At 70.7% G+C, this 21,175-nt stretch carries 17 protein-coding genes; 8 read left to right on the forward strand and 9 right to left on the reverse strand.

What is annotated here, in order from left to right:
* The first annotated feature begins 411 nt into the window (after positions 1-411).
* Complete coding sequence (locus tag ABZ027_RS34980; RefSeq protein ID WP_356775523.1) at positions 412-861, forward strand: PTS glucose transporter subunit IIA; 450 nt, start codon at positions 412-414, stop codon at positions 859-861.
* Positions 862-935: 74 nt separating this feature from the next.
* Positions 936-2,606 carry a phosphoenolpyruvate--protein phosphotransferase gene (gene ptsP / locus ABZ027_RS34985; RefSeq protein ID WP_356775525.1) on the forward strand — a complete coding sequence of 557 codons (1,671 nt, stop codon included), beginning with the start codon at positions 936-938 and terminating at the stop codon, positions 2,604-2,606.
* Between the two features lie 71 nt (positions 2,607-2,677).
* On the opposite strand, the gene ABZ027_RS34990 is transcribed toward ptsP, so the two are convergent.
* A complete protein-coding gene (locus ABZ027_RS34990) occupies positions 2,678-3,571 on the reverse strand; it encodes a hypothetical protein (protein ID WP_356775527.1) in 894 nt (297 codons plus the stop codon).
* Positions 3,572-3,593: 22 nt separating this feature from the next.
* Positions 3,594-4,802, reverse strand: a complete 1,209-nt coding sequence (locus tag ABZ027_RS34995) for an MFS transporter (RefSeq protein WP_356775529.1) — start codon at positions 4,800-4,802, stop codon at positions 3,594-3,596.
* A gap of 111 nt (positions 4,803-4,913) precedes the next feature.
* Here ABZ027_RS34995 and ABZ027_RS35000 point away from each other — a divergent pair, with 111 nt between their 5' ends.
* Positions 4,914-6,233 carry an aminotransferase class I/II-fold pyridoxal phosphate-dependent enzyme gene (locus tag ABZ027_RS35000; RefSeq protein ID WP_356775531.1) on the forward strand — a complete coding sequence of 440 codons (1,320 nt, stop codon included), beginning with the start codon at positions 4,914-4,916 and terminating at the stop codon, positions 6,231-6,233.
* An 18-nt stretch (positions 6,234-6,251) separates the two neighbouring features.
* On the opposite strand, the gene ABZ027_RS35005 is transcribed toward ABZ027_RS35000, so the two are convergent.
* Positions 6,252-8,219, reverse strand: coding sequence for an acetoacetate--CoA ligase (locus tag ABZ027_RS35005; protein ID WP_356775533.1), 1,968 nt, complete (start codon positions 8,217-8,219; stop codon positions 6,252-6,254).
* Positions 8,220-8,432: 213 nt separating this feature from the next.
* Here ABZ027_RS35005 and ABZ027_RS35010 point away from each other — a divergent pair, with 213 nt between their 5' ends.
* Complete coding sequence (locus ABZ027_RS35010; protein ID WP_356775535.1) at positions 8,433-10,799, forward strand: TIM-barrel domain-containing protein; 2,367 nt, start codon at positions 8,433-8,435, stop codon at positions 10,797-10,799.
* Between the two features lie 2 nt (positions 10,800-10,801).
* Here ABZ027_RS35010 and ABZ027_RS35015 read toward each other — a convergent pair whose 3' ends face one another.
* The gene (locus ABZ027_RS35015) at positions 10,802-11,338 is read right to left on the reverse strand and encodes an NUDIX domain-containing protein (protein ID WP_356775537.1); all 537 of its coding nucleotides are present in this window, start codon (positions 11,336-11,338) and stop codon (positions 10,802-10,804) included.
* 47 nt (positions 11,339-11,385) lie between these two features.
* On the reverse strand, positions 11,386-12,210 hold the full coding sequence (locus ABZ027_RS35020; protein ID WP_356775539.1) for a M15 family metallopeptidase: 825 nt from the start codon (positions 12,208-12,210) through the stop codon (positions 11,386-11,388).
* A 183-nt stretch (positions 12,211-12,393) separates the two neighbouring features.
* Here ABZ027_RS35020 and ABZ027_RS35025 point away from each other — a divergent pair, with 183 nt between their 5' ends.
* Positions 12,394-12,819, forward strand: a complete 426-nt coding sequence (locus ABZ027_RS35025; RefSeq protein ID WP_356775605.1) for a zinc ribbon domain-containing protein — start codon at positions 12,394-12,396, stop codon at positions 12,817-12,819.
* Positions 12,816-14,006 carry a lipid-transfer protein gene (locus tag ABZ027_RS35030; RefSeq protein ID WP_356775541.1) on the forward strand — a complete coding sequence of 397 codons (1,191 nt, stop codon included), beginning with the start codon at positions 12,816-12,818 and terminating at the stop codon, positions 14,004-14,006. The genes ABZ027_RS35025 and ABZ027_RS35030 overlap by 4 nt, the downstream gene beginning before the upstream one ends.
* 27 nt (positions 14,007-14,033) lie before the next feature.
* Here the strand turns inward: ABZ027_RS35030 and ABZ027_RS35035 are convergent, their stop codons facing one another.
* The 4 genes from ABZ027_RS35035 to ABZ027_RS35050 form a co-directional block, all read right to left on the reverse strand.
* Positions 14,034-14,639 (reverse strand): ATP/GTP-binding protein, encoded by a 606-nt coding sequence (locus tag ABZ027_RS35035; protein WP_356775543.1) that lies wholly within the window; start codon positions 14,637-14,639, stop codon positions 14,034-14,036.
* A gap of 377 nt (positions 14,640-15,016) precedes the next feature.
* On the reverse strand, positions 15,017-15,412 hold the full coding sequence (locus ABZ027_RS35040; RefSeq protein WP_356775545.1) for a DUF742 domain-containing protein: 396 nt from the start codon (positions 15,410-15,412) through the stop codon (positions 15,017-15,019).
* 9 nt (positions 15,413-15,421) lie between these two features.
* On the reverse strand, positions 15,422-15,859 hold the full coding sequence (locus ABZ027_RS35045) for a roadblock/LC7 domain-containing protein (RefSeq protein ID WP_356775547.1): 438 nt from the start codon (positions 15,857-15,859) through the stop codon (positions 15,422-15,424).
* Positions 15,856-18,843 (reverse strand): nitrate- and nitrite sensing domain-containing protein, encoded by a 2,988-nt coding sequence (locus ABZ027_RS35050; RefSeq protein ID WP_356775549.1) that lies wholly within the window; start codon positions 18,841-18,843, stop codon positions 15,856-15,858. Before ABZ027_RS35050 ends, ABZ027_RS35045 begins: the two co-directional genes overlap by 4 nt.
* 419 nt (positions 18,844-19,262) lie before the next feature.
* Here ABZ027_RS35050 and ABZ027_RS35055 point away from each other — a divergent pair, with 419 nt between their 5' ends.
* Both ABZ027_RS35055 and solA read left to right on the forward strand, forming a co-directional pair.
* Positions 19,263-19,808, forward strand: a complete 546-nt coding sequence (locus tag ABZ027_RS35055; protein WP_356775607.1) for a hypothetical protein — start codon at positions 19,263-19,265, stop codon at positions 19,806-19,808.
* 58 nt (positions 19,809-19,866) lie between these two features.
* On the forward strand, positions 19,867-21,021 hold the full coding sequence (gene solA, locus ABZ027_RS35060) for an N-methyl-L-tryptophan oxidase (protein ID WP_356775551.1): 1,155 nt from the start codon (positions 19,867-19,869) through the stop codon (positions 21,019-21,021).
* Positions 21,022-21,175 lie beyond the last annotated feature (154 nt).

Here is a 21,175-nt window from a genome sequence, read left to right on the forward strand (position 1 = left end):
TTTGGCACGCTGTTGAGTTCTCAAGGAACGGACGCTTCCTTTGTACTCACCCGAGAGACTCTCTCGTGGCTTTCCTCCGGGCGCTTCCCTTCGGTGTTCCAAACTCTATCAGTGTTTTTCCGACTCTCTGACCACCGTCCTGCAGGCATGCAGAAGATGACCCCGAGATAGGATCTAACGAGTTTGGTGCTGCCAGGCAAGGACGCGAGTGCGCCGCTCAGCCCTGGGCAGGAGCACGACTGTACACGGGGCCGCGAGACAGGTGCAAATTGATTGGGGTTGTGGTCTAGACCACTTATCCGTAGGCTCTCATGGGGAACCGTTACTACACGTGACATACCCTGCTGAACAGTGCGCCGTCCGGGACAGGCAGTGACGGCCCCAATGAATCTCCACCCCGGGAGGCTTCCCATGACCACCGTCCAGTCCCCTCTTGCCGGGCGCGCCATCGGACTGGCCGCCGTGCCGGACCCGGTCTTCTCCGGGGCCATGGTCGGCCCGGGCACGGCCATCGACCCCGTGCGTGAGCCCTCGGAAGCAGTGGCGCCCGTCGGCGGCGTCATCGTCTCGCTGCATCCGCACGCCTTTGTCGTGGTCGACGAGGAGGGCCATGGTGTCCTCACCCACCTCGGCATCGACACGGTGCAGCTCAACGGCGAGGGTTTCGAACTGCTCGTGAACAAGGGCGACACTGTCGCCCGCGGTCAAGGTGTGGTGCGGTGGAACCCCGCCTCGGTCGAAGCCTCCGGCAAGTCTCCGATCTGCCCCGTCGTAGCGCTCGAAGCGACGGCCGAGGCTCTCGACGAACTCCGTGAGGACGGCGATGTGAAGGTGGGCGACAGTCTCTTCCTCTGGAAGTGACATCGGTGCCGTCGCTGACGGCTCATAGGACAACCATCGCGGTGGCGGGACCGCCGCACTACGGAGACGGTGAGATGGAGACAACGCTGCGAGGCGTGGGCGTGAGCCACGGTGTGGCGATCGGCGAGGTTCGGCACATGGGAACGGCGGTGCTCGAACCGCCCGCCAAGCAGATCCCGGCTGAGGATGCGGAGCGCGAACAGGGGCGCGCCCGCAAGGCCGTGGAGGCCGTGGCGGCCGACCTGATGGCGCGGGGCAACCTGGCGGGCGGCGAAGCCCAGGCGGTTCTTGAGGCGCAGGCCATGATGGCTCAGGACCCCGAGCTGATGGCGGACGTGGAACGGCGTATCGCTGTGGGCAGCACTGCCGAGCGAGGGGTGTACGACGCCTTCGCCGCCTACCGTGCCCTGCTGGCCGGTGCCGGTGAGTATCTCGCCGGTCGGGTGGCCGACCTGGATGACGTGCGGAATCGTATCGTCGCCCGGTTGCTCGGGGTTCCGATGCCGGGTGTGCCGGACAGCGACGAGCCCTACGTCCTCATAGCGCGTGACCTCGCGCCGGCCGACACGGCGCTGCTGGACCCGGCACTGGTGCTCGGGTTCGTGACCGAGGAGGGCGGGCCTACCAGCCACAGCGCGATCCTGGCGCGGGCGCTGGGGGTGCCGGCCGTGGTGGCGCTTCCCGGTGCCGGGGAGTTGGCCGAGGGCACGGTGATCGCCGTCGACGGCAGCACCGGTGAGATCTTCGTGAACCCCAGTGCGGAGAAGAAGACGCGGATGGCGGCGGCAGCGGCCGAGCGCAAGGCCGCGCTGGCCGCGTCGACCGGGCCCGGTGCCACGTCCGACGGTCACAAGGTGCCGCTGCTCGCCAATGTCGGCGGTCCGGCGGACGTACCCGCGGCCGTCGAGGCCGGGGCCGAGGGTGTCGGTCTGTTCCGTACCGAGTTCCTGTTTCTCGACGACAGCAAGAACGCGCCGTCGCAGGAGAAGCAGGTCGAGGCCTACCGGCAGGTCCTCGAGGCGTTTCCCGAGGGCCGCGTCGTGGTGCGGGTACTGGATGCCGGTGCCGACAAACCGCTGGACTTCCTCACCCCGGGCGATGAGCCCAACCCGGCTCTGGGCGTGCGTGGTCTGCGGACGCTGCTGGACCATCCGGAGGTGCTGCGCACTCAGCTGACCGCCTTGGCCAAGGCCGCGGAGGGGCTGCCGGTCTACCTGGAAGTCATGGCTCCGATGGTGGCGGACCGCGCTGACGCCAAGGCGTTCGCCGACGCGTGCCGCGAGGCAGGGCTGCGAGCGAAGTTCGGCGCGATGGTGGAGATCCCGTCGGCGGCGTTGCGGGCGCGCTCGGTGTTGCAGGAGGTCGAGTTCCTGTCGCTGGGGACCAACGACCTCGCGCAGTACACCTTCGCCGCGGACCGTCAGGTGGGTGCGGTGTCCCGTCTGCAGGATCCGTGGCAGCCCGCGCTGCTCGACCTGGTGGCCCTGTCGGCTGAGGCCGCCAAGGCCGAGGGCAAGAGCTGCGGTGTATGTGGTGAGGCGGCGTCCGACCCGCTGCTCGCGTGTGTGCTGACCGGCCTGGGTGTCACCTCGCTTTCCATGGGGGCGGCTTCGATTCCGTATGTCCGGGCGACCTTGGCGAAGTTCACCCTGGCGCAGTGTGAGCGGGCCGCGGCTGCCGCGCGGGCCGCGGACAGTGCTGAGGAGGCGCGCGACGCCGCTCAGGCCGTGCTGTCCGGCGAGTAGCCGTTCCCTGAGCGGTTTGTCCGCTGTCCCGGAGGGGCGCGCCACCTGTGAGTGGGGCGCCCCTCCGGCGTTCAGTGGTGGTGTCCCATCGGTTGTCCGGTGTCTCCGAGGTCCGGGGGTACGCAGTAGTCGACGTCCGGTTCGGGAGAGACGAGGTCGCCGGAGTCGATGTCGGTGCAGTAGGCGTCGAAAACCTCTGCGGCGGTGAGTGGTTCGAGGCCTTCGCCGCGCAGGCGCCAGCCGTAGATGCGGTCCGGGGCGCCGGGGGCGCTGGTGCGCATGACGAGGCCGCCGGGGCTGTGGGTGGCGAGGCCCAGGGCGAGGACCGTGGTGAACTCGAGGGCTTCGGCCTCGTCGAGGTGGGTGGCGCCGTCGGTGTCCTCGTCGGCGTGGAGCACGGAGAGAAGGGTCTCCGGGGTGCCGGTGACGCTGCAGACAAGGTGGCGGTCGCCCGGGTCGGCGGTGTCCAGGACGCGGACGAGCAGCTGCGAGGCTCGCACGAAGGCCGCGCGGCCGACGTCCTCACCGCAGGAGGCACACGCGCCGAGGCGGGCCAGCAAGGTGCTCGCGTACTCCCAGGTGGCCTGTCGTACGGCTTCGTCCACGAGGGCCGGCACCAGGTCGGTCAGGGGCTGGCCGTCGTACGGGATGGTCGGGCCGGTGGCGGCGAGTTCCGCTGTGAAGCGTGTGCGGCTCGAGGGGAAGTCGGGGTCCAGGCCCGCTTCCGCGCAGAATTCGGCGTACTCCAGTGGGTCGAAGAGGGCGACGGTGGTGTGGCTGCCTTGTGCGGCGCGGGTCCTGAGAAGGTCTTCGACCTGTCGGAGATAGGTCGGATGGTCGTCGAAGGTGAAGGTGCGGTAGCGCCGCATCGCGCGGAAGTCGTGCTCGTCGGTGAGCAGGCCGATGGTGCCGGCGATTTCGCGGCGCAGGACGCGTCGCATGGTCTGGTGGTCGGTGTGCGCCATGTTTCCCCCTGTGCACGGTCGATCAATGCTCACTCACAGTAACGGGCGGCACTGACAACGGGCCCCGAGCGAGGCGATCCCGGACGAGCCTGCGTTGAATCATGCAGGTCAGGGCGATGGTGGCGCCGAAGGCGGTCCAGCCGATCGGGCCTGTCACGATGGCCGCGGTGACGGTGAGTGGGCCGATGCTGCGCTGGGCGGACTGGGCGAGGCCGTGGACTCCGAGGTAGGAGCCCAGGGTGGTGTCGGGGGCGAGGGCGACGGAGAGTTCCCAGGACACGGTGGCGTGCAGCATCTCCGCCACGGTGAAGGCGGCGGCCGCGGCGGTGAGGAGGAGCGTGGCGGTGAGGGGGCCGCCGGTGGCCGAGAGTGCCATGGTGACGCCGCCCAGAGCGACGGCGGCTGCGTGTGGGACAAGCAGGTTGCGTGCGGCTGCCGTGGTGGTGCCGTAGCGGGCCAGGGGGACCTGCAGGGCCACCACCATCACGTTGTTGAGGACGAGCAGCAGGGGTGCGAGGCCGTGCGGTGCGTTGTTCGCGTGCGCGATCCACAGGGGTAATCCGACCTTGAAGACGGCGTCGTCCAGGAAGAGGACGGTCTCTGTGGCGACGTAGGCGAGATAGGTGCGGTCGCGCCAGGGGCTCGTCGGCGCGGCCGGGGGTTCGGGGTTCTGCGATGCGGCGACTGTGCGGGACGCGGACGCGGGTTCGCCGCAGCGGAGGGTGAGGAGTGCGGTGGCGAGGAAGGACAGGGCGTCGCCGACGAGGAGCCATTGGTATGCGGCCGTGGTGTCGAGAGTGAGCGCGGCTGCGGCGGCGAGGCCGCCCAGGGCCCAGCCGGCGTTGGCGACGGTTCGCTGCAGGGCCTGGTAACGGACGCGCTCCGGTCCCGCGGCCCGGGTCGCGTAGAGCTTGGTGAGGACGTTCGCGGCGCGGTCACCGAGGCTGCCGACTGCCGAGAAGACGAGGAGCAGGACGTAGTCGTCCGTGGTGATCAGGGCGATGGAGGCCAGGGCGCGCAGGAGTTGGAGTGCGGGCAGGACGCGGGTGAGCGGAACATGGTCGGCGATGCGGCCGCCGATCGGTGCGCCGGCGATTCCCACGGCCCCGGCGACGGCGACGAGTGTGCCGACCTCGGCGAGGGAGAGGCCGGAGACGTAGGTGAAGTAGAGGACGGACACCGATGCCCACAGACCGCTGCCGACGCGGTCGACGAGGGCCACCCCGAGCATTCTGCGTCCGTCACGCCCGCCGGGTATCCCTCTGGACCATGTCGTTGCGCGGCGTATCGGATGCACTGCTCCCCCTTGCTTCCAGTTATGTACTGATACATACTTGGTAACGTGGCAATACAATATGTGGTCAGCGGTACGACAGCCAAGGGGATTGCCGCCTCTGTGGAACGGGGCGTAGCGGAAGGGGCGTTGGCGCCGGGCGCCGCGCTGCCGCCGGTGCGGCGGCTCGCGGACGAACTCGCGGTGAGTCCGGGGACGGTCGCCACGGCCTACAAGGAGCTGCGCAGGCGCGGAGTCGTCGTCACGCGCGGGCGGGGTGGAACGGTGGTGGCGCCCGCTCCGACGGTGCCGTCACGACGGCCGCCCAAAGTCCCGGAGGGGCTGCGGGACTTGTCCGGCGGGCACCCCGATCCTCGACTGCTGCCCAGCCTGGTGCCGCCCTCCCGCCTGTCCCCCGGGGCTCGATCGCATCGTTCGACACCACGGCTGGCGCGGCTGGAGGACGCCGTGCGGGAGTGGTTGCGGCCCGAGGGTGTGCCCGTGGACAACGTGACGTTCGCGCACGGGGCGCTGGATCTGATCGGGCGGCTGCTGTCCGTGGAACTGCGGCCCGGTGACGGCGTGGCCATGGAGGATCCCGGATACCACCATCTGCTGGATCTGGTCGCGGCCCTGGGGCTGCGTGTCGTCCCGGTGGCCGTCGATGACGAGGGCGTGCGCCCCGACGCGCTCCGACAGGCGCTGCACGCGGGTGTGCGTGCCCTGGTGTGCAGTCCGCGGGCGCAGAACCCGTACGGCGGCCGCTTCTCCACCGCGCGCCGCGACGAACTCGTCGCCGTGCTGCGGGACCGGCCCGATGTGCTGGTCGTGGAGAACGACCACGCCTCCGCGGTGGCCCAGGCGCCCCTGCGCACCCTGACCGGGCACGGGCTGCCGCGCTGGGTGCATGTGCGGACGGTCAGCAAGTTCCTCGGGACGGACCTGAGGTGGGCGGCGGCGGCCTGCGACGCGACGACGCTGGCCCGGCACGACCGGCGGTTGCTGCTGACCTCCGGCTGGGTCAGTCATCTGCTCCAGGAGACGGTGCTCGGGCTGATGACCGACGAGGACACCCGCGCGTTGGTGGCGCGCGCCGAGGAGCGGTACGGGGTCCGTCGGAGCGCTGCCCTCCGGGAGCTTCGAGAGCGCGGCATCGAGGCGCACGGGGCGAGTGGGATGAACCTGTGGGTGCCCGTGCGGGACGAGTCGGCGGTGGTGAACGGGCTGCGGTCGCACGGCTGGTGGGTCGCGGCGGGCGCCCGGTTCCGGACGGCGGCCGGCCCCGGCGTACGGATCTCCGTGGCGGATCTCGAACCGGCTGACGCGGTGCGGCTGGCCTCGGACTTCGCCGGAGTGCTCGGCGAGTCCGAGGCCACCTATGGCGGTTGACCGCCCCTGGAGTGCCCGTCAGGAGCGCTTGCGGGCCAGCTCCTCGTAGAAGCGCATCAGGTCGAGGTTGTCGACGGAGCCCGGGTTGACCGCCTTCTCCAAGGGGGTGCCTTGGAGAAGGCGCTTCACGGGAACCTCGATGCGCTTTCCGGTGAGGGTGTGCGGAACGCCGGGCACCTCGATCACCTCGTCGGGGATGTGGCGGGGGGAGAGCTGGTCGCGGATGGTCTGCTTGACGCGGTTCAGGAGGGCCTCGTCGAGGACGGCTCCGGGGGCGAGGTGCACGAAGAGGGGCATCCAGTAGCCGCCGTCGGGCTGTTCGATGCCGATGACGAGGGATTCCCTGATCTCCGGCAGGCGTTCGACCGCCTCGTAGATGTCGGCCGACCCCATGCGCACACCCTGACGGTTGAGCGTCGAGTCGGAGCGGCCGTGGATGACGACCGAGCCGCGTGCGGTGACGGTGATCCAGTCGCCGTGGCGCCACACCCCGGGATAGGTGTCGAAGTAGCTCTCCCGGTAGCGGCTGCCGTCGGGATCGTTCCAGAAACGGACCGGCATCGACGGCATCGGGTTGGTGACCACGAGCTCACCGACCTCGTCGACGAGGGGATTGCCGCTCGGGTCCCAGGACTGCAGATCCGTGCCCAGGCCGGCCGCCTGGAGTTCACCGATGTGGACCGGGAGGGTCGGTACCGCTCCGGCGAAGCAGGAGCACACGTCGGTGCCGCCGCTGACGGACGCGATCCACAGATCGTCCCGGACCTCGTCGTGCAGCCAGCGGAACCCGTCGGGCGGGAGGGGGGACCCGGTGGTGGCGACGCACCGCACCCGGGAGAGGTCATGGTCGCGGCCGGGGTGCACGCCGGCCTTGCGGCACGCCATGACGTAGGCCGCGGAGGTGCCGAAGAGGGTGGCTTCGGTACGTTCGGCGATCCGCCACTGGGCGCCGGTGTCCGGGTATCCGGGACTGCCGTCGTAGAGGACGATCGTCGTGCCCGTCAGGAGGCCGGAGACGAGGAAGTTCCACATCATCCAGCCGGTGGACGTGTACCAGAAGAAGCGGTCCTGGGGGCCGAGGTCGCAGTGCAGGCCGAGTTGTTTGAGGTGCTCGACGAGAATGCCCCCCTGGGACTGGACGATGGCCTTGGGCAGGCCGGTCGTGCCGGAGGAGTAGAGCACCCACAGGGGGTGGTCGAAGCGGACCTCCTCGAAGACGGGCTCGGTGTCGGCGCTCGTCAGGGCCGACCACTCCAGGGCGCCTTCGGGGGCCTCGGTGCCCAGGAGGGGGATGTGGACGACCGCGCGCAGAGTGGTCAGTTCACGGCGCAGTTCGGCGACCGTGTCGCGACGGTCGTGCTCCTTGCCGCCGTAGCGGTAGCCGTCCACGGCGAACAGGACCACCGGTTCCACCTGCTGGAAGCGGTCCAGGACGCTGCGGGCGCCGAAGTCCGGGGCGCAGGACGTCCAGACGCCGCCCACGGCGGCGGTGGCGAGCAGGGCGACGACGGCCTCGGGAATGTTGGGCAGGTAGCCGCTGACGCGGTCTCCGGGCCGTACGCCGAGGGCGCGCAGTTCGGCGGCCAGGGAGCCGACCCGGCGGCGCAGCTCGGACCAGCTCACGGGAGTGAGCTCGTGGGTCTCGTCGACATACAGGAGGGCGGGTTCGTCCGTGCGGGTGGCGCTCGCGCGCAAGGCGTGCTCGGCGTAGTTCAGCGTCGATCCCGGGAACCACTGGGCACCGGGCATCGAGCGGTCGCCGAGCACCCGCGTCCAAGGGGTCGAGAACCGTACGTCGAACCACTCCACGACCGCTTTCCAGAAGGTGTCCAGTTCGTCGACGGACCAGCGGTGCAGTGCGGGATAGCCTCCGTCGGCGGGGGCGTTGTGGTGCTGCGCGGCCCAGGCCTGGAACGTGGTGATCTGCGCCTGGGCGATGCGTTCCGGATCGGGCTGCCAGAGCGGCTGGGGGTTCTCGGTCGTCATGGGGCGGCTCCCGGACTCTGCGCGTCGTGTGCGTCCTCCGCGCACGGGCTGGGGTGTGCGCGTGACGCGGCTGACACGGACGATGCCATGTGATCGATCCTTACACCAGGGCGTGCCCCACATAGTCCGTGTCGTGAAGATGTGGTCCCGGCACGGGTGAACGGAAGTTGAACAACACTTACCTGCAGACCCGTCAATGGCAGGCTGAACAGCATGGACGGTCGTGACCTGGTGCGTTCGATAAAGGCAGTCGGTTCGGCGGGGGCGGCCCAGCGGGTGCGCACCGTACGGGCCGCGTGGCGCAGGAGGCGTGCCGATGCGGCCGGGCTGCCCCGGCGGGGGGCCGAGCGGGCGCGGGTGCCCGGTCCCGTGCGGGACGTGGAGCCGGGGCCCGGGGGCGGTGTCGTCCGGTTCAACCGCTCGGAGCTGCGGATCACCGTGGCGGTGAACGGGGCCGTTTTCTGGGGGTGGGACGGGGCCGGCCCGGAGCCGTCCTACGCGCTCGCCGGCCGCTGCCCGGAACCCGACCCCAGGGCGGTGCTGGAGCCGGACAAGGACGGCGGCTGGCGGGTGGTGGCCGAGCGGGTGACGGTCGTCGTCTCGCGGCACGGCGCGATCGAGGTGCTCACGCCCGGCGGAGTGGTGCTGCGCCGGGATCTGCCACCGCGCTGGTGGGAGCCGGTGGGGGGCGGCCCGGCGCGTTGGATGCAGCGCTCCGAGGTGGCCGCCGACGCGCGGTTCTTCGGGCTCGGCGGACGGGCATCGGGTCCTCGGCTGCGGGACGGGACGTACCGGCTGTGGAACACCGATCCCGGACGGCCCTTCGGCCCGGGCGACGATCCGCTCTACGTCACCATGCCGGTGCAGTTGGTGGTCGCCGACGCGGCGACGCATCTGGTGTTCCACGACAGTTCGTGGGACGGCACGGTGACCCTGCGGGAGGGTGAGGAGGGCGCCGGGTCCGGCCACGACCACGAGGGCGTGTCCGAGCTGCGGATGGACGGTGGTCCGTTGCGCTGCTGGGTCATGGTGGGCACTCCCGCGCGCGTGCTGCTCGCCTGGGCCTCGCTCACCGGGGCGCCCGCCCTGCCGCCCGCGTGGGCGCTCGGCCACCATCACGCCCGGTGGGGCTTCGGCGGCGAGCAGGAGGTGCGGCGGATCGTCTCGGGCTACCTGGAGCGTGATCTTCCGCTCGACGCGGTCCATCTGGACATCGACCACTACGACGCCCACCAGGTGTTCACGGTGGACACCGAGCGCTTCCCGAAGCTGCCGCAGCTCGCCGAGGATCTGCGGCGGGACGGGATCCGCCTGGTGTCGGTCGTCGATCCGGCGGTGAAGGCCGAACCGGGCAACGACGTGTTCGACAGCGGGAGTGCCGAGGACGCGTTCGTACGGGACGCGTCGGGACGGCTCGTGCGCGGAGTCGTCTGGCCCGGGGAGGCCGCCTACCCGGACTTCACCGACGCGCGTGTACGGCAGTGGTGGGGCCGCCTCTACGCGGAGCGGGTCGCTCAGGGGTTCTCGGGATTCTGGCACGACATGAACGAACCGACCTCGTTCACGGCGTTCGGGGAGTCGACCCTGCCCCGCTCGGCCCGGCACTCCCTGGGGGGAAGGGGCGGCGACCATCGTGAGGCGCACAACGTCTACGCCCTCTGCATGGGGCAGGCCGCCTACGAGTCGCTGTCCGGTCTGACTCCCCAGGAACGCCCCTTCGTCTTCTCACGCTCGGGCTGGGCGGGCATGCAGCGCTACGGCGGTACGTGGTCCGGTGACGTGGCCACGGGCTGGCCCGGGTTGCGGGCGTCGCTGTCGCTGGTCATCGGCCTCGGGCTGTGCGGAGTGCCGTACTCGGGACCGGACGTGGGGGGCTTCGACGGGAGTCCGTCGCCCGAGCTCTATCTGCGCTGGTTCCAGCTGGGCTCGTACCTGCCGCTGTTCCGTACGCACGCGAGTCTGCGAGCCGGACGCAGGGAGCCCTGGGAGTTCGGTGCCGAGGTGCTGGCGCACGCGCGCGTGGCGCTCGTCGAACGCCGACGGCTGCTGCCGTACTTCGTGACCCTGGCCCAGCTGGCCCGGCGTACGGGGGCGCCCTATGTGCGGCCGCTGTGGTGGGCGGCGCCCGAGGATCGCGCGCTGCGCGACTGCGAGGACGCGTTCCTGCTGGGCGACTGCCTGCTGGTGGCGCCGGTGCTCGATCCGGGGACGGACCGGCGGGCTGTGCAGCTTCCCCGGGGCCGCTGGTACGACACGGCCACGGAGCAGGTCCACGAAGGGCCGGGGCAGGTCCTGGTGGACGCGCCCCTGGCTCGTGTTCCGGTGTTCGCGCGCGCGGGTGCCGTCATTCCGGTGCGCGGGGAGGACGGCGGGCTGGAACTGGAGGTCTGGGCGCCCGCCCCTGGACGCACCGGGGGCGGGACGGTGGTGCACGACGTGGGCGACGGCCGGTCCGAGCCGGAGGTCGAGCGCTACCTCGTCCGCTGGGAGGGCCGCCGGGTGGTCGTCGAGCGGGAGGGCGAGGGCGGCCCGAGCCAGTCGCCTCACCCGGTCCGGGTTCGGGGGCTCGGGGCGGGCTGACGTCAGGCGTACCGGCCCTCGAACCATTCCCGGGCGGCCAGGGTGTGCAGGGGGAAGGCGAGCTCCTGCGGCCTGCGCAGGAGCTGCCAGCCCTCCGTCTCGTCGGTGGCCGCGGAGGGCGGCAGGCCGTCGGCGGGGCGCTCCGGCAGGACCCCGAACAGCAGGAGGTGTCCGTCGGGCGAGCTCAGCGCGTCGACGAGCCGCACGTCACGGCTGGCCGCTTCGATGCCGGTCTCTTCCCTGAGCTCACGGACCAGGGCGTGCCGCCAGTCCTCGCGGTCGTCGACGTAGCCGCCGGGCAGCGCGATGCCTCCGCGCGCGGGGGCCACGGTTCGGGTGATGACCACGAGAGCGGTGCCCTGGGTGTCGTAGACGGGCTGGAGGGCCACCGCCACCGGGAGTGGATTGCGGTAGGCCACGGTGTGGCAGGCCGGGCAGGTGCGGGGCCAGCCGGAGACGCCCTCTCCGTAGGGAGTCCCACAGCTCGAACAGTGGGAGCCGGGCGCGGAGTTGGGGGTGGGGAACTGAGTTTCGGACACGCGGCGGACTGTATCCGATCATCGGAAGGGCGTCTTCCGGGGGCGGCTCAGTCATGGGTGGTCAGCGACTTCTCGGACACCGGGAAGTCGAAGTAGGTGTCGGGGTAGGACTCGGGCTTGAAGGTGTAGTGCCACCATTCCTCGGCGAGGTTGATGAAGCCGCGGCCCTCCAGGACGCTCTTCAGGAGCAGGCGGTTGGCCCGCTGTTCACCCTGGACGCGGGGGTCGAGGGTGTGGGAGAGCGTGTCGAAGCAGTCATATCCGGTGCCCATGTCGACGGAATTGTCCGGGAAACGCTCGCTCCTGGGCGCGTGGCAGGGGACCAGGGGCTCTCCGGGCCGATACGGCCTGGTGGGTTTCGCGGGGAGCTTCACCAGTGTGAGGTCCATGGTCGAGCCGCGGCTGTGGCCGGACTTCTCGGCGATGTAACCGTCGGCGAACAGGCGGGTCTTGTCGACGTCCGGGTAGAACTCGCCCTTCATGGTCTGGTCGTCGAGGTCCTCGGCCCAGCGGACGAAGTGGTCCACGGCGCGCTGTGGGCGGTAACAGTCGTAGACCTTGAGGCTGTACCCCTTGCGCAGCAGCTCGCTCTGCGCCTCGTGGAGCGCTCGCGCGGCTGGTCGGGTGAGGATGCAGAGAGGCTGCTGGTAGCCGTCGACGCGCTCACCGACGAAGTTGTGCGGGGTGACGTAACGCATCTCCTGGGTGATCGTCGGATCCACTGTTCGCAGCGCCACGAACTCCGCCGGCGCCTTCGGCTCCGTGCTCGCGCGAGCGGAGGCGGGGGCGGTGACTGCGGTGACGGCCGTGACGATCAGCAGGGCGGCGAACGTGGTGACGGGACCGCGTAGTGCGCTGGAGAGTCGTGTCATGTCTCCTGCCTTTATCAGGAACGCGTTCCCGCGGGGAAGTGATCGGGGGCGATCCTCCTCGAAGAATCCCCTCGAAAGGCGCTTCGACGGCGGGCCTGCCCATGGAGTGACGCCCGTGGCACACTTCTGACGTACCGTCAGATGTATTGGTGGGGAGGGACCTTGACGCGCACACCGACGCCCGTGGTCGCCGGATGGTTCGCCGGCGACGGGGACGACTTCCGGCTCCTGGGCACCCGCTGCCGCGCCTGTTCATCGGTGTTCTTCCCTCGCGAGGACACCCATTGCCGTAATCCCGGGTGCCTCGGCGGCGACCTGGAGGACATGCCTCTCTCCCGGCGCGGGCGGATCTGGTCGTACACGGATGCGCGTTACCGGCCTCCGTCACCCTATGTGACCGACCCGGAACTTCCCTGGGAGCCGTACGCGTTGATCGCTGTGGAGCTGGCGGCAGAACGGATGGTGGTGCTGGGACAGGCGGTTCCCGAAGTCACCGTCACCGATCTGGCGGTGGGCATGGAGGTGGAGGTGGTGCGTGGCGTACTCCATGAGGACGCGACGACCATCTGGACGACGTGGCAGTGGCGGCCGACGGGGGCGACGGCATGACGGGAGAGGTGGCGGTGCTCGGCGCCGGCATGCATCCGTGGGGCAAGTGGGGCCGCGGATTCGTCGAGTACGGCGTCGTGGCGGCCCGCGCCGCGCTCGACGACGCCCGACTGGAATGGCGGGAGGTCGGCTCGATCGTCGGCGCGGACACCGTGCGCGGCGGCTACCCGGGCCATGTGGCCGGGGCGACCTTCGCGAAGGCGCTGGGCTGGCAGGGAGCGCGGGTCGCGAGCGTGTACGCGGCGTGCGCGTCGGGGGCGCAGGCCATCGACGCCGCGCGTGCGCAGATCCTTTCGGGTCTGGCGGAGGTGGTGCTCGTGGTCGGGGCGGACGCCGCGCCCAAGGGCTTCTTCCGGCCCGCGGGCGGGGACCGGCCCGATGACCCGGACTGGTTGCGCTTCCGGGCGCTGGGGGCCACCAATCCGGCGTACTTCGGGCTGTACGCGCGTCGGCGGATGGCCCTGTACGGGGACACCACGGAGGACTTCGCGCAGGTCAAGGTGAAGAACGCGGCACTGGGCACGCTGAATCCGTACGCGCGCTACCGCAAGCGGGTCAGCGCCGAGGAGGTCGCCGCCTCCGCCGTGGTCGCCGATCCGCTGCGCCTGCTCGACATCTGCGCGACCTCGGACGGCGGGGCTGCCGTGGTGCTGTCGAGCATGGAGTTCGCGCGTCGGCGGGGGGTGGCGGAGCCGGTGCGGATCCGGGCGGTGTCCACGGTGACGCCGCGCTACCCCAACACGGTGCTGGACCTGCCCGACATCGCGACGGACTCGGCGGTCGCGGTCGAGCCCCCCACGGGTCCGTTCCGGGCCTCCATCGCGCGGTCGGCCTACGAGGAGGCCGGCATCGGGCCCGAGGATCTCTCCCTCGCCGAGGTGTACGACCTGTCCACCGCCCTGGAGTTGCAGTGGTACGAGGACCTGGGGCTGTGCGCGGAGGGCGACGGCGTGAAGTTGCTGCGAGAGGGCGCGACGGCGCTCGGTGGGCGCATACCCGTCAACACGAGCGGGGGACTCGCCTCCTTCGGAGAGGCCGTTCCGGCCCAGGCGATCGCCCAGGTCTGCGAACTGACCTGGCAGCTGCGGGGAGTCGCGGGCGACAGACAGGTCGAGGGCGCGCGCGTGGGGATCACGGCGAACCAGGGGCTCTTCGGTCACGGGTCGGCCGTGGTCGCGGTGCGGTGAGGGGCGGACCTCGGGAGCCGCGCCCACTCACGTCGTGACGGTCTGCCGGTGCTGCGCCGTGTGGGCCATCGCGTGCCGGACGACACCGATGAGGACTTCCTTGACCGACCCCCGGTCACGGGCGTCGCACAGCAGCACCGGTACGTCGTCGTCGAGGTCGAGAGCCTGGCGTACGTCTTCCTGCGGGTAACGGACGGACCCGTCGAAGCAGTTGACGCCGACGACGAAGGGTATGGAACGCCGTTCGAAGTAGTCGACGGCGGCGAAGCAGTCCTCCAGGCGGCGGGTGTCGGCGAGCACGACAGCGCCGAGTGCGCCCTCCGACAGCTCGTCCCACATGAACCAGAACCGCTCCTGTCCGGGAGTTCCGAACAGGTACAGGACGAGGTCCTCGCGCAGCGTGATGCGGCCGAAGTCCATCGCCACGGTGGTGGTGTGCTTGCTTTCCACACCGCTGATGTCGTCGATGGGGCGTCCGGCCTCGGTGAGGTACTCCTCGGTGCGCAAGGGCCTGATCTCGCTGACCGCTCCGACGAGGGTCGTCTTGCCCACGCCGAAGCCGCCGGCCACCAGGATCTTGAACGTGACGGGCTCGACCGGAGGCTTGCCGCGCTCAGAACGCCCGAAGATCATCGATCTCTTCTCCTGCTTGATGGGGGCTTGATGGGAGGGGCTTGCGGGGTCCCTGGGACTCGCCCAGCAGTGCGCCGACCACCGCGATGGCCGCCTCGGAGTACCACTGCCGGCCTGTCCTCACGTCCGTCTCCCCGGTCGCGCTGGTGGGCACCGTGTCCGCGGGGCTGCCGGTCGGTCTGCCTCGGACGGTCGTCGACGATCGGTCAGATCATATCGGGAGCGCTCGTTCGACGCCCGGTCCGGAGCGGCGGATTCCGATCGGCGGACCGGTTCCTGACCGATTGTCTGCCGCCCTGCACACGATCTCCCCGACCGCGGTCCGCGAGCGCCTCGCGGCGCTCACAGAACCGCCTCCTCCGGGACGGGAAGCACGGTCACAGCGCCCGAAGGCCGTTGATCACATCGCGCAGGATGCTCTCGTCCGGCAGTTCCGCCGGGGGCACGGGCCGGTTCACGTGGACGAACTCCGCGTCCACCAGGTCCCCTATGAGGACCCGTATCACTCCGATGGGCAGGTTGAGTTCGGCGGACAGTTCGGCGACCGACTGCGGGGCGTCACGGCACAGGTCGACGATGTCCACGTGCTCCGGGGAGAGCGTGTGGTCGCCTTCCGGGTCGTCCGCGTGGCTTTCCGTGACGACCACCGCGATGAGGTCGAGGCGGTGCTGGGCCGCACTGGTGGTGCGGCCCCGCGTCATGGCGTACGGACGGACGACCGGTCCGGCCTCGTCGTCGAACCAGTGACTACTTCCTTGACCGTCTGCGCTCATGCCATCCCACTACCCGCCCTGAGGCAGATCGGTGCGCGGAGCGGCACTCAGATGCGCGCCGACCCGCTTCACCAGGAGCGTCATCTCGTAGGCGACCAGACCCACGTCCGAGTCGGCGTCCGAGAGCACGGCCAGGCAACTGCCGTCGCCGGCCGCCGTGACGAACAGGAAGGCTTCGTCCAGCTCCACCACCGTCTGCCGGACACTGCCCGCCTCGAAGTGGCGGCCCACTCCCTTGGCGAGGCTGTGGAACCCGGAGGCGACGGCAGCCAGATGCTCACTGTCCTCGCGGGTCAGGTCGGCGGAAAGCCCGATCGGCAGCCCGTCGCTGGACAGCACGAGGGCCTTGCGGATGCTCGCGACGCGGTCCACCAGGTCGTCCAGGAGCCAGTTGAGCTCGCCGGACCTCTCGATCGCGCTGTGGCCGGTCGGCTTCGGTGCGGTCATCGACCGTCCCCCTTTGTCGTTCGTTGTGGTGCTGTGCCGCTCTGGGTGTCATCACCCGCGGCGTTCTCCTCACGGCCGCGCTGCCAGCCACGCTGGAGCGAGGCCATGCGGCTGCGTACCTCGTCGGCGTCCCGTTCGTCGAGCCCGGACCGGTCGTCGGTGCGCGGCTCAGGGCCCTTTCTCAGCTGCGGAGCCAGGTTGGCCTGGCGTACCCGGCGTGGCAGCGGGGCCGTGCCGGACGGGGCGTCCCCCGGCCCGGGAGCCGGGCCCTGCCTCCCCGGACCGGAACCGATTCTCGCCGGGCCGGAACCCAACCCCGGCCGGGCGGATCCGGTGCCGGGTTCCCGTGCCGCGGCGCGGTCGCCGGGAGCGAGGGAGGTCTCGTTCGGCGCGCCCAGGCTGCTCGGGCCGCTCGACGCGATCTCGGTACGGCGGGTGCGCCTGGGGAGTGCGGGCGCCTCGGGCGATGTGCCGCGCTCTCGGCTCGGGGACGCCGCAGACGTGGAGGACTCGGTGCGCTGTTGGTCCAGGCGGTCGGCGACGCCGGTGGCACGCAGTGGCTGGCCCGCACCGCGACGGCGGGCGGGCAGCGGCGGCGGCCCCTGCGAGCGCGACCTGCTCGGGTCCGTCGGGTCCTGCTCGTCCGTCTCCTCGCGGCGCGACCGCTGCTCCGTGACCGGACGTCCGTGCGAGCTGACCAGCTTGGGGGCGCCTCGGCGGGGCAGCGGAGCCGGGGCGTTCACATCGTCCACGTCGGCCGATCGCGAAGCGCCGAAGCCGGTGGCCTCGTGCGGTTTCTCGTGCTCCTCGCCCTGGCGGCCCACCGTGCTGTCGTCCGTACGCGCGGACCGGCGCGGGCGGAACAGTCCGCCGCGTTCGCTGTCCTCGTCGTCGAGAGCGCCCGGGAAGTCGTCCAGAGCGTCCAGGTCGACGGGGGCCTCCAGCTCGACCGGGCCGTTCAGGACCGCGGGAGCCAGCCCCGGCGACTGCGTCGACGCCGCGGAGAGCGGGGCGCGACGGGTCTCTTCCAGTTCGGCTTCCTTGGACGGATGGGACCGGTCGAGGCGGAAGCCGATGCCGTTGGTGTCCGGAACGTCGTCCGTGAGCAGGGTGTCCGGGATGAAGACGACGGCTGTCGTACCGCCGTACGGCGACGGCTGCAGGGAGACCCGGACGTTCTGTCGCTGGGCGAGCCGGCTGACCACGAACAGGCCCAGCCGGTCGGTGTCGGACAGTTCGAACTCCGGTGTCTCGGCGAGCCGGAGGTTGGCGTCCAGGAGCGCGTCGGCCGCCATGCCGAGGCCGCGGTCGTGAATCTCCAGGGTGAAGCCGTTGGCGACGCGCTCGCCCAGGACCTGGACAGCGGTGTGCGGCGGGGAGAACACCGTGGCGTTCTCCAGGAGTTCGGCGACGAGGTGCGTGAGGTCCGCCACGGCCGGGCCGGTCACGGCGACCCTGGGAAGCCGCCGGACCTCGATGCGCTCGTAGTCCTCGACCTCGGCCACGGCGGCCCGGACGACGTCCATGAGCTGCACCGGCTTGCGCCACTGCCGCGAGGGGGCGGCGCCGGAGAGGATCACCAGACCCTCGGCGTGCCGGCGCATCCGGGTGGTCAGGTGGTCGAGGCGGAACAGGTCGGCGAGTTCGTCGGTGTCCTCGGTCCTGCGTTCCATGCTGTCGAGCAGGGTGAGCTGCTTGTGGAGCAGGACCTGGCTGCGGCGGGCGAGGTTCACGAAGACCTCGGCGACACCGGCCCGGAGTTCGGCCTGCTTGACGGCCGCTTCGACGGCCGCACGCTGCAGGGTGTTGAGGGCCTGGCCGACCTCGCCGATCTCGTTCTTGTCGTACTCCAGCCGCGGGACCTCGGTCTCCACGTCCACCTGTTCGCCCGCGGAGAGGCGACGCATCACGCTGGGCAGCCGTACACCGGACGCCTCGTGGGCCTCCAGGCGCAGCTGCCGCAGGTCGCGGATGAGGGTGCGGCCGACGCGCACCGAGAGGACGAGCGAGGTCAGCAGGGCGATCAGACCGAGGAGTCCGGCGACGGACGCCTTGACGATGACACCGATGGCGTTCGGGCGGACCCGGTCCTGATAGCGGTCGCCGGCCTGGTCGTTGAGGGTGGAGAGGTCGTCGAGCGCGCTGCCGGCGGCCGCGTCCCAGTTCTTGGCGGTGACGGAAGGCGCGGTCCCGGGATCGGAGGTGATGACCGCCTGTTCGGCCGACCGCAGGGGGGCGGAGTTCGCGTTCTTCCAGAAGCTCTCGTAGCGCTCACGCTCCGCCGGGGGCAGCACCGGCAGGCTGATGTCGTACAGCAGGGTGCGCTGGGCGACGAGGTCGGTGACGTCCCGGGTCTCCTCGCGGGAGAGCTTCCCGACCACCAGGGCGGAACCGAGCAGAGCGTCCTCACGGGAGAGCAGTTCGCGGGCGCGGGTGATGTTCACCAGAGCCCGGGCCTGTTTGTCCAGCTCCACGCTGTCGACGCCGTCGATCGAGGCCAGGAGGGCGTAGCACGGATCGACGAGCCGGTTGTACAGGTCGAGGGCCTGGGACCGGGTCACGGTGCCCTCCTCGACGCTGCGCCGCAGGGAGTCGATGCCGTTGAAGGCGTCCAGGACGGCGGTGACGCGTTCGTCGTCGTCCGCGTCCAGGCTGTCGCGGAGGTCTGGGTCCTTCGCGTTCGCACGGAGCTTGGTGACGGCGTCGTCGGTGGCGTCCCGGGTGGTGCGAAGCGCGGACAGCGCGTCCGACGCCCGGGGATCCGCGAGGTAGACGAGCGTCTGGCGGCGTTCCTGTTGCAGGACGCGGACGGTGTCCTCGGTGGGGTAGCCGACCTTCTCGACGATGGACGAGACATGGAACAGCTGGGCCACTTCCCGGCCCGTGAGTACCGTGGCGAAGCCCCAGATCGCGATCAGGGACACCAGCGGCACAAGGAGCAGCGCCACGATCTTCCGGCGGATCGATTTCCCGCGAAAGCGCATGGCCTCCCCCAGCTCGACCCCCTCTCGACAGGGGGTACACATGTGCGTCAACAAACGGCGCGAGCCTACTACCGACGCCCAGTTAACTCGAAGGCCGGTCCGGACCCCGAACTTCCACACCTGCGGCGAGTCATGGGGAGTTGTCCCCTCATTGGGGGAGATCGTCCCCTGCCCTTTCCTGACCTCGGCCGGGACGGACGGAGCGGGTCGGATGGCCAGTTGGCTGGATTTTTACGTTCCTTGGGAATCTTGGAGGCGTTTTGTTCGTCCTTCTCCATGGGAGTTGGGGGCGAATCGGCCACAGGAGCCGCATCCCGCAACCCGGGCGGCGTAAAACAGCGCAAGCCGGGCAGCCACTGGGGAGCCGGGTCTTCGGACTCGGGGCGAGCGGTCTGCTGGCGGTGGGGAGTGACATGTTGATGGGCACGGCGGAGCGGCACGAGGCGCCGTCGGACGGCGGGGCGGACGACGCGACGGCCGATCTGACGACACGACAGGAGGCGTCGGATCACGACATTCCGGCGGCGCGGGAGAGCGCTGCCGGGGCGAGTGACGTGGTCGAAGAGCAGCCGTACTACCGACCGTTGTGGGTCGAGGAGCCGGCGCGGCGTCGCCGGTTGCCCGATCCCGTGCGGACGTCGGCGGTCCGGGCGGTACTGATCATCTCGGTGACGCTGATCCAGGCGATGGTGGCCTTCCTGTGCACCATGGCGGGCTCCTGGCTGGCCTTCCCGATGGTGCTGAGCGGTGTGGCCGGCACCGTGCTGGCGACCTGGGCCGTGCTCGACGTCTGGGTGACCCGGCAGGTGTGGAACCAGCGCAACGGGGTGGTGTCCACGCCCAGCAGCACCGCGCGCGCCCTGCGGCGCGAACGTCGCAAGGCCCGGCGCCAGGCACGGGTCACCGAGCGGACCCAGGAGCGGATACGCCGACGGGAGCGCACCGGGCAGGTTGCGCACCCGTAGGAGGCCCTGCGGGCCCCATGGACGCCGCCGCTGCTGACGCGCCCTCCGGAGGTTTGCGATGTCCCCCACGTACGACGTGATCGTCATCGGTCTCGGCGGCATGGGCAGCGCCGCGGCCCATCACCTGTCCGCGCGCGGGGCCCGGGTGCTCGGCCTGGAGAAGTTCGGTCCGGTGCACAACCGCGGCTCCAGCCACGGCGGTTCACGGATCACCCGGCAGTCGTACTTCGAGGACCCGGCGTACGTCCCGCTGCTGCTGCGCGCCTACGAACTGTACGAGGAACTGGAGCGGTCCACCGGCCGCCAGATCGCGATCCTCTCGGGTGGCGTGATGATCGGCCGCCCCGACTCCCGGACCGTCTCCGGCTCGCTGCTCTCCGCCCGGCAGTGGGACCTGCCGCACGAGATGCTGGACGCCGAGGAGATCCGCCGCCGCTTCCCGACCCTCACGCCCAGGGACGACGAGGTGGCTCTGTTCGAGCGCAAGGCCGGCCTCCTGCGCCCCGAGAACACGGTCGCCGCGCACCTCCAGCTCGCCACCCGGCAGGGCGCCGACCTGCACTTCGAGGAACCGATGACCCGTTGGGAGCCGTACCGGGACGGCGTTCGGGTCCACACGGCCGAGAACACCTACACCGCCGGACAGTTGGTGATCTGCCCGGGGGCCTGGGCGCCGCAGCTGCTCACCGACCTGGGGGTGCCGTTCATGATCGAGCGGCAGGTCATGCACTGGTTCCAGCCGACCGGCGGGGTCGGCCGCTTCCTCCCCGAGAACCACCCGATCTACATCTGGGAGGACGCGGACGACGTCCAGATCTACGGCTTCCCGTCCATCGACGGACCCGATCTCGGCGCCAAGGCCGCCTTCTTCCGCAAGGGCCGGGAGACCACGCCGGAGACCATCGACCGGTCGGTCCACGCGGACGAGATCAAGGCGATCGCCGACCATCTGGCCGGTTGCGTCCCGGACCTCCCCGGCACCTTCCTCAGGGCCGCGACCTGCATGTACACCACCACGCCCGACGAGCACTTCGTCATCGCCCGTCACCCCGGGCATCCGGAGTCGGTGACCGTGGCCTGCGGGTTCTCCGGACACGGGTTCAAGTTCGTGCCCGTCGTCGGCGAGATCCTCGCCGACCTGGCCCTGACCGGCGGCACCGAGCATCCCATCGGCCTGTTCGACCCCGCCCGTCTCGCCGCCGCGCCCGCCTGAGAAACACACACGCGCTGATCCGCTGCCGCCGACGGCTTCGAACCACCTCTGGCGCAACCCGACCCCAACACCGCAGGGTTAGCTCGACTGACCCGCGCGTCACGGCCCGCACACCTTTCCCGCGTACCACCCCTTCCCTGATCCAGGCACCCGC

The sequence above is a fragment of the Streptomyces sp. NPDC006332 genome (assembly GCF_040612855.1).
Classification (GTDB): domain Bacteria; phylum Actinomycetota; class Actinomycetes; order Streptomycetales; family Streptomycetaceae; genus Streptomyces.

Excerpts from the sequence above, each read along its gene's own strand:
- ABZ027_RS35050 (WP_356775549.1), bottom strand. The coding sequence starts at position 18,843 with ATGCGCTTTCGCGGGAAATCGATCCGCCGGAAGATCGTGGCGCTGCTC.
- ABZ027_RS34980 (WP_356775523.1), top strand. The coding sequence starts at position 412 with ATGACCACCGTCCAGTCCCCTCTTGCCGGGCGCGCCATCGGACTGGCC.
- ABZ027_RS35005 (WP_356775533.1), bottom strand. The coding sequence starts at position 8,219 with ATGACGACCGAGAACCCCCAGCCGCTCTGGCAGCCCGATCCGGAACGC.
- ABZ027_RS35020 (WP_356775539.1), bottom strand. The coding sequence starts at position 12,210 with ATGACACGACTCTCCAGCGCACTACGCGGTCCCGTCACCACGTTCGCC.
- ABZ027_RS34995 (WP_356775529.1), bottom strand. The coding sequence starts at position 4,802 with ATGCTCGGGGTGGCCCTCGTCGACCGCGTCGGCAGCGGTCTGTGGGCA.
- ptsP (WP_356775525.1), top strand. The coding sequence starts at position 936 with ATGGAGACAACGCTGCGAGGCGTGGGCGTGAGCCACGGTGTGGCGATC.
- ABZ027_RS35030 (WP_356775541.1), top strand. The coding sequence starts at position 12,816 with ATGACGGGAGAGGTGGCGGTGCTCGGCGCCGGCATGCATCCGTGGGGC.
- ABZ027_RS35045 (WP_356775547.1), bottom strand. The coding sequence starts at position 15,859 with ATGACCGCACCGAAGCCGACCGGCCACAGCGCGATCGAGAGGTCCGGC.
- ABZ027_RS34990 (WP_356775527.1), bottom strand. The coding sequence starts at position 3,571 with ATGGCGCACACCGACCACCAGACCATGCGACGCGTCCTGCGCCGCGAA.
- ABZ027_RS35035 (WP_356775543.1), bottom strand. The coding sequence starts at position 14,639 with ATGATCTTCGGGCGTTCTGAGCGCGGCAAGCCTCCGGTCGAGCCCGTC.
- ABZ027_RS35040 (WP_356775545.1), bottom strand. The coding sequence starts at position 15,412 with ATGAGCGCAGACGGTCAAGGAAGTAGTCACTGGTTCGACGACGAGGCC.
- ABZ027_RS35010 (WP_356775535.1), top strand. The coding sequence starts at position 8,433 with ATGGACGGTCGTGACCTGGTGCGTTCGATAAAGGCAGTCGGTTCGGCG.
- solA (WP_356775551.1), top strand. The coding sequence starts at position 19,867 with ATGTCCCCCACGTACGACGTGATCGTCATCGGTCTCGGCGGCATGGGC.
- ABZ027_RS35055 (WP_356775607.1), top strand. The coding sequence starts at position 19,263 with ATGGGCACGGCGGAGCGGCACGAGGCGCCGTCGGACGGCGGGGCGGAC.